The organism is Synechocystis sp. PCC 6714 (assembly GCF_000478825.2).
In the GTDB taxonomy this organism is placed as follows: Bacteria; Cyanobacteriota; Cyanobacteriia; order Cyanobacteriales; family Microcystaceae; genus Synechocystis.
The window spans coordinates 409,569-426,413 of record NZ_CP007542.1 but is presented as its reverse complement, the minus strand read 5'-3'; the positions used below and the strand labels follow the sequence as shown (position 1 = coordinate 426,413).

At 50.9% G+C, this 16,845-nt stretch carries 1 protein-coding gene; it reads right to left on the bottom strand.

The window, feature by feature from the left end; genetic code table 11:
• Position 1: 1 nt before the first annotated feature.
• Positions 2-16,408 carry a DUF4347 domain-containing protein gene (locus D082_RS01885; protein ID WP_051738641.1) on the bottom strand — a complete coding sequence of 5,469 codons (16,407 nt, stop codon included), beginning with the start codon at positions 16,406-16,408 and terminating at the stop codon, positions 2-4.
• Positions 16,409-16,845: the final 437 nt, after the last annotated feature.

The window sequence follows — 16,845 nt, the reverse complement described above, 5'->3', positions numbered from 1 at the left end:
ACTATTGGACGTTAATTCGGAACTGGAGGTCATTGAAGTCCATATCCCCTCCCCCAAAAGTATCTTCAAACTGGAAGGTATTGTCCAAGAAGCGGATATGGTCAGCTTGATCCGGGTTAGCCCCCAGGAAGGAGAAGTAATTAAACACATTGCCGTCGGACTGACTGACGGTGAAGTAAGGAGCAAATAAGCTTCCTCCGACCAGTTGTAATAGCTGGGTGGTGGTGCCGGCGGTGACGGTGAATTGAGCGGCGCTGTTTTGCAGTGCTACGCTTTGATAGTTGCTATCAGTGGGATTAAGAATTTGTCCCGTTAGGGGATCGGTGATGGCACCAAACTGATTTTCCACCCGGTAAAAACCAATGGAGAGACCAAATGAAGCATCGCTGGTGATTTCTGTCAGCCCAATACTTACCGGGCCATTCTGGGAACGGAGATCCAGTAATTCTTGGTTAAACGGTGTTTGATTGATTTTGATCAACACGTCGTTATAGTCAAAATCGCCGCCGCCCAGGGAATCTTCCACCCCAAAGGTATTGTCTGCTAGTAACCGGAAATGGTCTATTTTGTCGCCATTGGCGTTGATGTAGGGGAAAAATGCCACTGGCAATCCATCAATGGCAACATTATTGGGATTAGCGGTCAGAAACTGATTTTCCGTAGCATTGGCGATCAGGAACGGAGCAATGATTTGCCCTGGACTTAGTTCCAATCCGATGGGTTGGCCGTTGGAAGCGAGGGCTAGCCGTTGTTGCACTGCCACCTGGGCATAGTCGGCATCCCCAGGGTTGAGACGTTGACCAGTGCTGTAATCCAGAATGCTGCCCTGGGCATTTTCAACCACATAGAAGCCAACGGTATTTTGGAAGGCACTATTTGCCTGAATCTCCATACCCATTTGAATACTTTGGTTGTTCCCATTGAAAAAGATTTCAGCTTGGGAACCGCCTTGGTAGGTTGCGCCTAAGGGCAATGGTTGATCGGTTAGTTCCACCTTAAAAACAAAGTCGTTGAAGTCACCGTCTCCCCCCTGGCCCATGTCTTCCCAGGCAACAATTATCCCCTGCCCATCACTACTCAAGATTTGTTGGATTTGATTGCCATTGGCGATCGCCTGACTGAAGAAAATCGGCGTGGATATGGCACCGGTGGTTTGCTCCCTGAGCACCATATCAAGGGAATTATTCTGGATTAACAGGAAGCCAAAATTATCGCCGACTTCAGATTCATCCATAATGCGGGTCAAAGGTTGGTCAAAAAGCTGGGTCCGATTACTCACGCCGGTGAATATTACCTGGCCATTTTGCAATGCGGCTTCTAAATAACCTGATTCTCCGGGGGCAATGCCGTTGATAATTCCCTGGGCATCATCCACCTTGAAAATAACCACCTCATTTTTGAAATCTCCATCCACTTCCATCATGGTGAATTTGAGATTTTCTCGATGGTCAATGGCAACGTTGGCCGTCTGCCTTGCCCCATTAACGTCCGTAATGGTGTAGGAAAACTGATCTAGGAGTCCTCCGGGAGAGAAAACACCTCCGTTACTACCGATGCCAAGGTTTGGAGAGCTAAAATTGTCTTGGGGAGCAATGTTAATGTCAAATCGCAGATCATTGAAATCCCGATCGCCAAAGGAACTGTCTTCAAAGCTATAGGTGCCATTGGCAAAACGAACATAGTCAACCTGACCGACATTAGCGTCAATGAGGGAGAAGAAGTGATTCACTTGGCCGTTGCCTTGGTCAGAAGTCAGGAACGGAGCATAAATAGCGCCTCCGGGTAGTTCGATGGACTGAACGGGGTTGTTCTTACTGATTTGTAGTCCAGGAACAGCACTAGCCAGGGCTACATTTCTGTATTCCGGATCCGCCGGGGTTAGAAGTCGCCCAGAAGTTGGATCAAGAATGGTGCCGTAATGATCCAAAACTTGGTAAAAACCGACAGAATTGTTATAGCTGGCACTGCTGAAGATATCGCTGATATCTACGCGTACAGGGCCTGTGGCCGAGCGTAAATCTAGCAATTCCTCATGGATGTGATAGACAACAAAGTCGTCACTGCCATTGTTAGGAGTGCCATTATCCCGCAGCACCGCTGTGCCCTTAAGGGGTTGGGTGAGATCAGTAATGCGGATGCCAGTTCCTCGGTCATTGGTTAAGACGTTGATATTGACAGAGCCAAAGCCCAGATCGCCAATGACTACGGTTGCTTGGTCATTAACCGCCAAAAGTTCGGCGCCACCAACAACGGGAGAACTAGGGGCATTAGTGTCAATCTCAAATTGACCCACTTCGGACGTGTTACCCGCAGTATCCGTTGCCGTAATGGTGTAAATGCCATCACCGGTATTTGCCCCATTGCCTGTTGTAGCGCCGTTGAAAAAGTCCCCAAACGGATCACTATCTGGGTCAGACGGGTCAGCGTCAATCAATTTAACGGTGTAGGTGGAAGGATCACCGGGATTGGCACCGGGGTTTTCTACTACTTCGTAAGCATCTGGGTTAACGGGGTTACCGTCAGGACCCCTGAGAATAATCTCTAATCCCGGCTCGCCGGTGAAAGTCAGTTCTGGGTTGCCATTATTGGTTAATAGGTCATCGGCTCCACTATCTGTCGGGGCACCGATGTCTAATGAGCCATTGCCACCACCACCGGGAGAACTAGGAGCATTAGTGTCAATCTCAAATTGACCCACATCAGAACTGTTGCCCGCGCTATCCGTTGCTGTGATGGTGTAAATGCCATCACCGGTATTTGCCCCATTGCCTGTTGTAGCGCCGTTGAAAAAGTCCCCAAACGGATCACTATCTGGGTCAGACGGGTCAGCGTCAATCAATTTAACGGTGTAGGTGGAAGGATCACCGGGATTCGCGCCGGGGGTTTCCACTACTTCGTAAGCATCTGGGTCAACGGGGTTACCGTCAGGACCCCTGAGAATAATCTCTAATCCCGGCTCACCGGTGAAAGTCAGTTCCGGGTTGCCATTATTAGTTAATAGGTCATCGGCTCCACTATCTGTCGGGGCACCGATGTCTAATGAGCCATTGCCACCACCACCGGGAGAACTAGGAGCATTAGTGTCAATCTCAAATTGATCCACATCAGAACTGTTGCCCGCAGTATCCGTTGCCGTAATGGTGTAAATGCCATCACCGGTATTTGCCCCATTACCTGTTGTAGCGCCATTGAAAAAGTCCCCAAACGGATCACTATCTGGGTCAGACGGGTCAGCGTCAATCAATTTAACGGTGTAGGTAGAAGGATCACCGGGATTCGCGCCGGGGGTTTCCACTACTTCGTAAGCATCTGGGTCAACGGGGTTACCGTCAGGACCCCTGAGAATAATCTCTAATCCCGGCTCACCGGTGAAAGTCAGTTCCGGGTTGCCATTATTGGTTAATAGGTCATCGGCTCCACTATCTGTCGGGGCACCGATGTCTAATGAGCCATTGTCACCACCACCGGGAGAACTAGGAGCATTAGTGTCAATCTCAAATTGACCCACATCAGAACTGTTGCCCGCGCTATCCGTTGCTGTGATGGTGTAAATGCCATCACCGGTATTTGCCCCATTACCTGTTGTAGCGCCATTGAAAAAGTCCCCAAACGGATCACTATCTGGGTCAGACGGGTCAGCGTCAATCAATTCAACGGTGTAGGTGGAAGGATCACCGGGATTGGCGCCGGGGGTTTCCACTACTTCATAAGCATCTGGGTCAACGGGGTTACCGTCAGGACCCCTGAGAATAATCTCTAATCCCGGCTCACCGGTGAAAGTCAGTTCCGGGTTGCCATTATTAGTTAATAGGTCATCGGCTCCACTATCTGTCGGGGCACCGATGTCTAATGAGCCATTGCCACCACCACCGGGAGAACTAGGAGCATTAGTGTCAATCTCAAATTGACCCACATCAGAACTGTTGCCCGCGCTATCCGTTGCTGTGATGGTGTAAATGCCATCACCGGTATTTGCCCCATTACCTGTTGTAGCGCCATTGAAAAAGTCCCCAAACGGATCACTATCTGGGTCAGACGGGTCAGCGTCAATCAATTTAACGGTGTAGGTGGAAGGATCACCGGGATTGGCACCGGGGTTTTCTACTACTTCGTAAGCATCTGGGTTAACGGGGTTACCGTCAGGACCCCTGAGAATAATCTCTAATCCCGGCTCGCCGGTGAAAGTCAGTTCTGGGTTGCCATTATTGGTTAATAGGTCATCGGCTCCACTATCTGTCGGGGCACCGATGTCTAATGAGCCATTGCCACCACCACCGGGAGAACTAGGAGCATTAGTGTCAATCTCAAATTGACCCACATCAGAACTGTTGCCCGCGCTATCCGTTGCTGTGATGGTGTAAATGCCATCACCGGTATTTGCCCCATTGCCTGTTGTAGCGCCATTGAAAAAGTCCCCAAACGGATCACTATCTGGGTCAGACGGGTCAGCGTCAATCAATTTAACGGTGTAGGTAGAAGGATCACCGGGATTCGCGCCGGGGGTTTCTACTACTTCGTAAGCATCTGGGTTAACGGGGTTACCGTCAGGACCCCTGAGAATAATCTCTAATCCCGGCTCACCGGTGAAAGTCAGTTCCGGGTTGCCATTATTAGTTAATAGGTCATCGGCCCCGGTGTCAGTTTCATTGGTGATGTCCAGGGGCACAACATCGGTGGGCGTGGTATCTAGTACGGCACTATCACTACCATTGGCTCCTTGGTTGCCGGCAATATCCGTCACAAAGGCGCTCACCGTCAGGGTGGCACCTTCGGCGGGTACTGCTACCTGGGTGGTTACTACCCCAGCACTGATTTGGGCGGCGGTTAAGACTATGGTCTGGGGGGTGGTGCCATCGGTGATGGTCAGGCTATCCCCGGCTACGGCATTTCCTGGTAGCGCCACCGATACATCTACTAGCCCATTCAATTCCCCACCATTGATGAACCCATCATTGTTGGCATCTTCCGTAATCGTTACAACTGGGGCACTCGGTGCGGTGGTATCTAGTACGGCACTATCGCTACCATTGGCTCCTTGGTTGCCGGCAATATTCGTCACAAAGGCGCTCACCGTCAGGGTGGCACCTTCGGCGGGTACTGCTACCTGGGTGGTTACTACCCCAGCACTGATTTGGGCGGCGGTTAAGACTATGGTCTGGGGGGTGGTGCCATCGGTGATGGTCAGGCTATCCCCGGCTACGGCATTTCCTGGTAGCGCCACCGATACATCTACTAGCCCATTCAATTCCCCACCATTGATGAACCCATCATTGTTGGCATCTTCCGTAATCGTTACAACTGGGGCACTCGGTGCGGTGGTATCTAGTACGGCACTATCGCTACCATTGGCTCCTTGGTTGCCGGCAATATTCGTCACAAAGGCGCTCACCGTCAGGGTGGCACCTTCGGCGGGTACTGCTACCTGGGTGGTTACTACCCCAGCACTGATTTGGGCGGCGGTTAAGACTATGGTCTGGGGGGTGGTGCCATCGGTGATGGTCAGGCTATCCCCGGCTACGGCATTTCCTGGTAGCGCCACCGATACATCTACTAGCCCATTCAATTCCCCACCATTGATGAACCCATCATTGTTGGCATCTTCCGTAATCGTTACAACTGGGGCACTCGGTGCGGTGGTATCTAGTACGGCACTATCACTACCATTGGCTCCTTGGTTGCCGGCAATATTCGTCACAAAGGCGCTCACCGTCAGGGTGGCACCTTCGGCGGGTACTGCTACCTGGGTGGTTACTACCCCAGCACTGATTTGGGCGGCGGTTAAGACTATGGTCTGGGGGGTGGTGCCATCGGTGATGGTTAGGCTATCCCCGGCTACGGCATTTCCTGGTAGCGCCACCGATACATCTACTAGCCCATTCAATTCCCCACCATTGATGAACCCATCATTGTTGGCATCTTCCGTAATCGTTACAACTGGGGCACTCGGTGCGGTGGTATCTAGTACGGCACTATCACTACCATTGGCTCCTTGGTTGCCGGCAATATTCGTCACAAAGGCGCTCACCGTCAGGGTGGCACCTTCGGCGGGTACTGCTACCTGGGTGGTTACTACCCCAGCACTGATTTGGGCGGCGGTTAAGACTATGGTCTGGGGGGTGGTGCCATCGGTGATGGTTAGGCTATCCCCGGCTACGGCATTTCCTGGTAGCGCCACCGATACATCTACTAGCCCATTCAATTCCCCACCACTGATGAACCCATCATTGTTGGCATCTTCCGTAATCGTTACAACTGGGGCACTCGGTGCGGTGGTATCTAGTACGGCACTATCACTACCATTGGCTCCTTGGTTGCCGGCAATATTCGTCACAAAGGCGCTCACCGTCAGGGTGGCACCTTCGGCGGGTACTGCTACCTGGGTGGTTACTACCCCAGCACTGATTTGGGCGGCGGTTAAGACTATGGTCTGGGGGGTGGTGCCATCGGTGATGGTTAGGCTATCCCCGGCTACGGCATTTCCTGGTAGCGCCACCGATACATCTACTAGCCCATTCAATTCCCCACCATTGATGAACCCATCATTGTTGGCATCTTCCGTAATCGTTACAACTGGGGCACTCGGTGCGGTGGTATCTAGTACGGCACTATCACTACCATTGGCTCCTTGGTTGCCGGCAATATCCGTCACAAAGGCGCTCACCGTCAGGGTGGCACCTTCGGCGGGTACTGCTACCTGGGTGGTTACTACCCCAGCACTGATTTGGGCGGCGGTTAAGACTATGGTCTGGGGGGTGGTGCCATCGGTGATGGTCAGGCTATCCCCGGCTACGGCATTTCCTGGTAGCGCCACCGATACATCTACTAGCCCATTCAATTCCCCACCACTGATGAACCCATCATTGTTGGCATCTTCCGTAATCGTTACAACTGGGGCACTCGGTGCGGTGGTATCTAGTACGGCACTATCGCTACCATTGGCTCCTTGGTTGCCGGCAATATTCGTCACAAAGGCGCTCACCGTCAGGGTGGCACCTTCGGCGGGTACTGCTACCTGGGTGGTTACTACCCCAGCACTGATTTGGGCGGCGGTTAAGACTATGGTCTGGGGGGTGGTGCCATCGGTGATGGTCAGGCTATCCCCGGCTACGGCATTTCCTGGTAGCGCCACCGATACATCTACTAGCCCATTCAATTCCCCACCATTGATGAACCCATCATTGTTGGCATCTTCCGTAATCGTTACAACTGGGGCACTCGGTGCGGTGGTATCTAGTACGGCACTATCACTACCATTGGCTCCTTGGTTGCCGGCAATATTCGTCACAAAGGCGCTCACCGTCAGGGTGGCACCTTCGGCGGGTACTGCTACCTGGGTGGTTACTACCCCAGCACTGATTTGGGCGGCGGTTAAGACTATGGTCTGGGGGGTGGTGCCATCGGTGATGGTTAGGCTATCCCCGGCTACGGCATTTCCTGGTAGCGCCACCGATACATCTACTAGCCCATTCAATTCCCCACCATTGATGAACCCATCATTGTTGGCATCTTCCGTAATCGTTACAACTGGGGCACTCGGTGCGGTGGTATCTAGTACGGCACTATCACTACCATTGGCTCCTTGGTTGCCGGCAATATTCGTCACAAAGGCGCTCACCGTCAGGGTGGCACCTTCGGCGGGTACTGCTACCTGGGTGGTTACTACCCCAGCACTGATTTGGGCGGCGGTTAAGACTATGGTCTGGGGGGTGGTGCCATCGGTGATGGTTAGGCTATCCCCGGCTACGGCATTTCCTGGTAGCGCCACCGATACATCTACTAGCCCATTCAATTCCCCACCACTGATGAACCCATCATTGTTGGCATCTTCCGTAATCGTTACAACTGGGGCACTCGGTGCGGTGGTATCTAGTACGGCACTATCACTACCATTGGCTCCTTGGTTGCCGGCAATATTCGTCACAAAGGCGCTCACCGTCAGGGTGGCACCTTCGGCGGGTACTGCTACCTGGGTGGTTACTACCCCAGCACTGATTTGGGCGGCGGTTAAGACTATGGTCTGGGGGGTGGTGCCATCGGTGATGGTTAGGCTATCCCCGGCTACGGCATTTCCTGGTAGCGCCACCGATACATCTACTAGCCCATTCAATTCCCCACCATTGATGAACCCATCATTGTTGGCATCTTCCGTAATCGTTACAACTGGGGCACTCGGTGCGGTGGTATCTAGTACGGCACTATCACTACCATTGGCTCCTTGGTTGCCGGCAATATCCGTCACAAAGGCGCTCACCGTCAGGGTGGCACCTTCGGCGGGTACTGCTACCTGGGTGGTTACTACCCCAGCACTGATTTGGGCGGCGGTTAAGACTATGGTCTGGGGGGTGGTGCCATCGGTGATGGTCAGGCTATCCCCGGCTACGGCATTTCCTGGTAGCGCCACCGATACATCTACTAGCCCATTCAATTCCCCACCATTGATGAACCCATCATTGTTGGCATCTTCCGTAATCGTTACAACTGGGGCACTCGGTGCGGTGGTATCTAGTACGGCACTATCACTACCATTGGCTCCTTGGTTGCCGGCAATATCCGTCACAAAGGCGCTCACCGTCAGGGTGGCACCTTCGGCGGGTACTGCTACCTGGGTGGTTACTACCCCAGCACTGATTTGGGCGGCGGTTAAGACTATGGTCTGGGGGGTGGTGCCATCGGTGATGGTTAGGCTATCCCCGGCTACGGCATTTCCTGGTAGCGCCACCGATACATCTACTAGCCCATTCAATTCCCCACCATTGATGAACCCATCATTGTTGGCATCTTCCGTAATCGTTACAACTGGGGCACTCGGTGCGGTGGTATCTAGTACGGCACTATCACTACCATTGGCTCCTTGGTTGCCGGCAATATCCGTCACAAAGGCGCTCACCGTCAGGGTGGCACCTTCGGCGGGTACTGCTACCTGGGTGGTTACTACCCCAGCACTGATTTGGGCGGCGGTTAAGACTATGGTCTGGGGGGTGGTGCCATCGGTGATGGTCAGGCTATCCCCGGCTACGGCATTTCCTGGTAGCGCCACCGATACATCTACTAGCCCATTCAATTCCCCACCATTGATGAACCCATCATTGTTGGCATCTTCCGTAATCGTTACAACTGGGGCACTCGGTGCGGTGGTATCTAGTACGGCACTATCACTACCATTGGCTCCTTGGTTGCCGGCAATATCCGTCACAAAGGCGCTCACCGTCAGGGTGGCACCTTCGGCGGGTACTGCTACCTGGGTGGTTACTACCCCAGCACTGATTTGGGCGGCGGTTAAGACTATGGTCTGGGGGGTGGTGCCATCGGTGATGGTCAGGCTATCCCCGGCTACGGCATTTCCTGGTAGCGCCACCGATACATCTACTAGCCCATTCAATTCCCCACCATTGATGAACCCATCATTGTTGGCATCTTCCGTAATCGTTACAACTGGGGCACTCGGTGCGGTGGTATCTAGTACGGCACTATCACTACCATTGGCTCCTTGGTTGCCGGCAATATCCGTCACAAAGGCGCTCACCGTCAGGGTGGCACCTTCGGCGGGTACTGCTACCTGGGTGGTTACTACCCCAGCACTGATTTGGGCGGCGGTTAAGACTATGGTCTGGGGGGTGGTGCCATCGGTGATGGTCAGGCTATCCCCGGCTACGGCATTTCCTGGTAGCGCCACCGATACATCTACTAGCCCATTCAATTCCCCACCATTGATGAACCCATCATTGTTGGCATCTTCCGTAATCGTTACAACTGGGGCACTCGGTGCGGTGGTATCTAGTACGGCACTATCGCTACCATTGGCTCCTTGGTTGCCGGCAATATTCGTCACAAAGGCGCTCACCGTCAGGGTGGCACCTTCGGCGGGTACTGCTACCTGGGTGGTTACTACCCCAGCACTGATTTGGGCGGCGGTTAAGACTATGGTCTGGGGGGTGGTGCCATCGGTGATGGTTAGGCTATCCCCGGCTACGGCATTTCCTGGTAGCGCCACCGATACATCTACTAGCCCATTCAATTCCCCACCATTGATGAACCCATCATTGTTGGCATCTTCCGTAATCGTTACAACTGGGGCACTCGGTGCGGTGGTATCTAGTACGGCACTATCACTACCATTGGCTCCTTGGTTGCCGGCAATATCCGTCACAAAGGCGCTCACCGTCAGGGTGGCACCTTCGGCGGGTACTGCTACCTGGGTGGTTACTACCCCAGCACTGATTTGGGCGGCGGTTAAGACTATGGTCTGGGGGGTGGTGCCATCGGTGATGGTTAGGCTATCCCCGGCTACGGCATTTCCTGGTAGCGCCACCGATACATCTACTAGCCCATTCAATTCCCCACCATTGATGAACCCATCATTGTTGGCATCTTCCGTAATCGTTACAACTGGGGCACTCGGTGCGGTGGTATCTAGTACGGCACTATCGCTACCATTGGCTCCTTGGTTGCCGGCAATATTCGTCACAAAGGCGCTCACCGTCAGGGTGGCACCTTCGGCGGGTACTGCTACCTGGGTGGTTACTACCCCAGCACTGATTTGGGCGGCGGTTAAGACTATGGTCTGGGGGGTGGTGCCATCGGTGATGGTCAGGCTATCCCCGGCTACGGCATTTCCTGGTAGCGCCACCGATACATCTACTAGCCCATTCAATTCCCCACCATTGATGAACCCATCATTGTTGGCATCTTCCGTAATCGTTACAACTGGGGCACTCGGTGCGGTGGTATCTAGTACGGCACTATCGCTACCATTGGCTCCTTGGTTGCCGGCAATATCCGTCACAAAGGCGCTCACCGTCAGGGTGGCACCTTCGGCGGGTACTGCTACCTGGGTGGTTACTACCCCAGCACTGATTTGGGCGGCGGTTAAGACTATGGTCTGGGGGGTGGTGCCATCGGTGATGGTTAGGCTATCCCCGGCTACGGCATTTCCTGGTAGCGCCACCGATACATCTACTAGCCCATTCAATTCCCCACCATTGATGAACCCATCATTGTTGGCATCTTCCGTAATCGTTACAACTGGGGCACTCGGTGCGGTGGTATCTAGTACGGCACTATCACTACCATTGGCTCCTTGGTTGCCGGCAATATTCGTCACAAAGGCGCTCGCCGTCAGGGTGGCACCTTCGGCGGGTACTGCTACCTGGGTGGTTACTACCCCAGCACTGATTTGGGCGGCGGTTAAGACTATGGTCTGGGGGGTGGTGCCATCGGTGATGGTTAGGCTATCCCCGGCTACGGCATTTCCTGGTAGCGCCACCGATACATCTACTAGCCCATTCAATTCCCCACCATTGATGAACCCATCATTGTTGGCATCTTCCGTAATCGTTACAACTGGGGCACTCGGTGCGGTGGTATCTAGTACGGCACTATCACTACCATTGGCTCCTTGGTTGCCGGCAATATCCGTCACAAAGGCGCTCACCGTCAGGGTGGCACCTTCGGCGGGTACTGCTACCTGGGTGGTTACTACCCCAGCACTGATTTGGGCGGCGGTTAAGACTATGGTCTGGGGGGTGGTGCCATCGGTGATGGTTAGGCTATCCCCGGCTACGGCATTTCCTGGTAGCGCCACCGATACATCTACTAGCCCATTCAATTCCCCACCATTGATGAACCCATCATTGTTGGCATCTTCCGTAATCGTTACAACTGGGGCACTCGGTGCGGTGGTATCTAGTACGGCACTATCGCTACCATTGGCTCCTTGGTTGCCGGCAATATTCGTCACAAAGGCGCTCACCGTCAGGGTGGCACCTTCGGCGGGTACTGCTACCTGGGTGGTTACTACCCCAGCACTGATTTGGGCGGCGGTTAAGACTATGGTCTGGGGGGTGGTGCCATCGGTGATGGTCAGGCTATCCCCGGCTACGGCATTTCCTGGTAGCGCCACCGATACATCTACTAGCCCATTCAATTCCCCACCATTGATGAACCCATCATTGTTGGCATCTTCCGTAATCGTTACAACTGGGGCACTCGGTGCGGTGTTGTCTAAAGTGTATTGCTCATCAGTTGTAGGAACAGTATTGATCAGAGCATTGTTGGCGATGTCTTCTATATTTTGTCCACCGGCAAAGTCAAGATTGACGGTTCCATTATTATTGGCAATATCTGTGACGGTTACGGTGTAAACACTTCCACTACCAGAAACATTGCTAATGGTGGCGCCAGTTATACCGGTTCCACTAAGGGTAAAGTCACTTGCATCAACATTTTGAACATTTTCAGAGAACGTAACTTGAAAGGTTAACGAGTCAGCATTGGTTATCTCTGAGGTTGGGTTGTTACGGAGGATACTGATAACAGTGGGAAGGGTTGTGTCAGAACTCGCCACACTTATTGTCATAGTGTTAGGACTTTGATCGGTATTCTGTCCACCATTAGAGATACCGCCGTCGTCTTTGACTTGGAAGAAGAACAATGGCGTTGAAACAGTATTGGATGTGAACTTTAATTTTCCGCCTGTTATATCAGCAAAGTTAATTTCTTGTGCTTCTGTTACGGCAATGTCATTTGTTCCATTATTCCAAGTTAAACCTTGGGGAACATTTGTGATAATTACGGATTGGAAGTTATTGGCAGGATTATCATTAGAATCACTAAATCCAAAATCTGCAACCGTAAATGTGTAGGTGTTACCTATTGTGGTGTTGACCGTCTTGTCAGCACCAGAGGGAGCATCATTGACGGCATTGACAGTGATAGTTGAGGTATCAGTATCGGATTGTGAGCCCCCTGAGCCGGTATTACCTTGATCACTGGTGACCATGGTGAGGGTAACAGCACCGTTGAAGTTAGCGCTGGGAGCAAAAACAGGGGCAGAGCCAGTAAGGAATGTATTGATATTGGCAACTGTGCCAGTTAAGACAATAGAGCTGTTTCCAGAACCAGTTACTGTGACATTTCCTGATGATGATGCAGATAAAGTCCCTGAATTGACCGACAGTGTTACGGTTACATCGCCCGTTCCAGCATCTACATCGCTGATGGACAAACCGGTCAAGGTTAGGTTAGTGTCTTCATTTACACTGAACGTGCCTGGCAGGGTATTGATTGGCGCATCGTTGACGGAATTGACGGTAATAGTTGAGGTGTCAGTATCAGATAGTGCTGCACCTCCTGTATTACCGCCATCATTGGTGACCATGGTGAGGGTAACAGCACCGTTGAAGTTAGCGCTGGGAGCAAAAACAGGGGCAGAGCCAGTAAGGAATGTATTAATATTGGCAACTGTGCCAGTTAAGACAATAGAGCTAGTCCCAGAGTTATTTACTGTGACATTTCCTGATGATGATGCAGATAAAGTCCCTGAATTGACCGACAGTGTTACGATTACATCGCCTGTTCCAGCATCTACATCGCTGATGGACAAACCGGTCAAGGTTAGGTTAGTGTCTTCATTTACACTGAACGTGCCTGGCAGGGTATTGATTGGCGCATCGTTGACGGAATTGACGGTAATAGTTGAGGTGTCAGTATCAGATAGTGCTGCACCTCCTGTATTACCGCCATCATTGGTGACCATGGTGAGGGTAACAGCACCGTTGAAGTTAGCGCTGGGAGCAAAAACAGGGGCAGAGCCAGTAAGGAATGTATTAATATTGGCAACTGTGCCAGTTAAGACAATAGAGCTAGTCCCAGAGTTATTTACTGTGACATTTCCTGATGATGATGCAGATAAAGTCCCTGAATTGACCGACAGTGTTACGATTACATCGCCTGTTCCAGCATCTACATCGCTGATGGACAAACCGGTCAAGGTTAGGTTAGTGTCTTCATTTACACTGAACGTGCCTGGCAGGGTATTGATTGGCGCATCGTTGACGGAATTGACGGTAATAGTTGAGGTGTCAGTATCAGATAGTGCTGCACCTCCTGTATTACCGCCATCATTGGTGACCATGGTGAGGGTAACAGCACCGTTGAAGTTAGCGCTGGGAGCAAAAACAGGGGCAAAGCCAGTAAGGAATGTATTGATATTGGCAACTGTACCAGTGAGGACAATAGAACTAGTCCCAGAGTTATTTACTGTGACATTTCCTGATGACGATGCAGATAAAGTCCCTGAATTGACCGACAGTGTTACGGTTACATCGCCCGTTCCAGCATCTACATCGCTGATGGACAAACCGGTCAAGGTTAAGTTTGTGTCCTCATTTACGCTGAACGTTGCCGGCAGGGTATTGACCGGCGCATCATTAACGGCTGTTACATTGACCGTACTGGTGATTATGTTGCTGAGATTGTTATTATTTTGGCCGTCATTAATCTGATAAGAGATGGTTCTCGCAGAAGTACTGGGTGCTTCACTATTGTTGCTGTAGGTTACTGCTCGAAGGGCTGATTGCCATTGAGCTAGAGTCGCAGTGGAGCCAGCAGATGTTAGGGTTAGAACCCCAGTTGAAGAATCATAAATGGCAGAAATATTACCAAAAGTGGTGGAATTATTGTTGGTAAAGGCTAGGGTGTCTTGTCCTGATTGGAAATTGCTGGTAATAGATACCGTGGCACTGCTTAAAGTTGTGTTATTCGAGTCAGCAACAGTGATGCTCGTGTTTATTGCTGTTCCAGTCTGGTTTTCTGTATAGTTGAGGGTACTGGGTATTGAAAGGACGGGGCCACTATTTATACCAAAAATATCTGTCCACAGAGTGTTTTGAGTGAAAGCGCCACCACCGACATCTCCATTGATGGAATTTAAACTGTTGGAGGCAGTTAACGCCGCTGCATTCCATTGAGAAGGGTTGAGAATTGTCGGTTTTTTATACGCTGTGGATAGGCCATTAATGAAAGTGTTAAGATCAGCAAGACTAAATTTAAAAACGTAGTAGTTTTCATTAGTAGAGTCATTGTCTACATCAACCGGTATACCGGCGGCGGCACCAGAACCAAACACTCCAGCAACAACATTGCTTGTATTTAAGGCAAAGTAAGTATTTGTATTGGCTGCAGGAATAACTGTAGTACTAGGACTGGTATTAGCAGTAGGACCTGTGCCGACGGTGATGGGAATAAAATTAAAAGCGCCAACTGTGTATCCGGAAGGAGCTTGATTAGAGTTATCAACATTTAACTCAACGGTAAAATCAGGGGAGCCGTCACCATCTATGTCAATAAAAACACCTATCAGGGCTTTGAATGAGCCGGACTGGGGTTCCGCTCTGATCTTAAAGGCTACCTCGTCAGCATCGTATTTAATTTGAATATAGGGTTCTGCAGCTGAACCGACAAGATCGGCGGAATTAGCAGTCCAACTTCCATCAGAAGCTTTATTTGGGTCATTTCCTGCTTTGAGGTTTTGCCAAGTATTTGCCGCAAGACCTATAGAGCCAACGGCAGGAAGGGCAGTTTCTACCACTACCGATCGCCCATCAATAGTAAGAACCTTGCGATCGCCCTCTTGCTGAAGTCCCCCCAAATCAAACTCATTACCCAACACTAAATTGGAAAATATTTCCCCTTCATCGCCTCGGCTATCAGCTCCATTATTTAAAATTTGGTCGAAATCATGGCCAATTTCTTCGAGCAAAACAGCAACAATTTGCTCTTGGTTGGCAGTGGCAAACCAATCGCTATTCAAATAAATGGTCGGGGTACCAGTGGTTCCAGCCGCGCTGTAGGCTCCCAATGCCCCCTGTAATTCAGCGCCCGATCGCACTTCCAAACGGATCTGGTAATTTCCATCCAAAATGGTAGAACGCAAAGACTCTGCATTACCCATCCAGCCATCACCAGCGGTGGCACTAAAAGGAATGGCTAACTGCGTGAGATAGTCGGATTGGGCAAAAAAGCTGGAAAGTTGTTCTTGTACTAGTAATTGCAGGGCATCGAGTCGCTCGGTGTAAATACCAGAGAAATCTACTAGGTCAAATAAAGACCATTTCCCGTTGCCGTCCAACACCCCAGGATAAGCCGCTAATTCAGAAGCAGAGAAAATATTTTCCATGATAATATCACCCGTTTGAAAATCTAAATACCAATCACCACCTAGAGCCTGGTGCCCGATCGCCGTGGTGGAAGCGGAAACACCAGCCCCAGTTAACCCAGCTAACTTTTCGACAAATTCCGTACCGGCATCACCGGCGGCCACATTGCAGCCATAGAGAAATATTTGGGGACACTCAACCCCAGCAAACCATTCCCTTAGTTCCTCACTGCGGTGGGCCAAATTATCCAAACCTAGATGACCATTACCTAAGTGAAGACAACCAGGGGAACCATGGCAAAGAATATGCAAAGAATTAATACTGCTCTGTTCTCCCAGGGCTTGGCTAATCTGCCGGAGACCATCTTGGTTGAAATCCAGAGTTATGGTCGTAATTTCTGGCTTAACCGCCGCCCGAAGTAGACCCCCATGGAATACACGGGAGTCCAGGACGAACAAAGTCGAGTTATGCATATTGGGAATTGAGAGACTCGAAAAAATTGGGCAATTATTTAGGATTCAAGCGGCGGTGAATACAATGGAAGCTTATTGAGGCAGGAAAACCCCAGGAAAATTTAATTAAGCTATTAAACGTAATTAGGACGACGGGCTCAGAAAATAAGCCAAAATACCCAGGGCTAATCCCTTAAGGGTAATTATCATCTCTCCGTGTTTACCGACACTTCTACCATTCTACCCAAAAAAAATTCAAAGTATTCACTGATATCTGCAAAAATGTCAAATGGTGGAAATTTTTGATTTTCACAAAAACTGCCGTTCTATAAGCATTGGCAATCTATAAAGGGGAAAACTCGTAAGAATATTTAGATCAACCTCTGGGATCTAAACAAAGGAGTCCAATCAGGATAGGATTATTACTTAGATATAAACCCCGCAGTGTCTAACCTAAT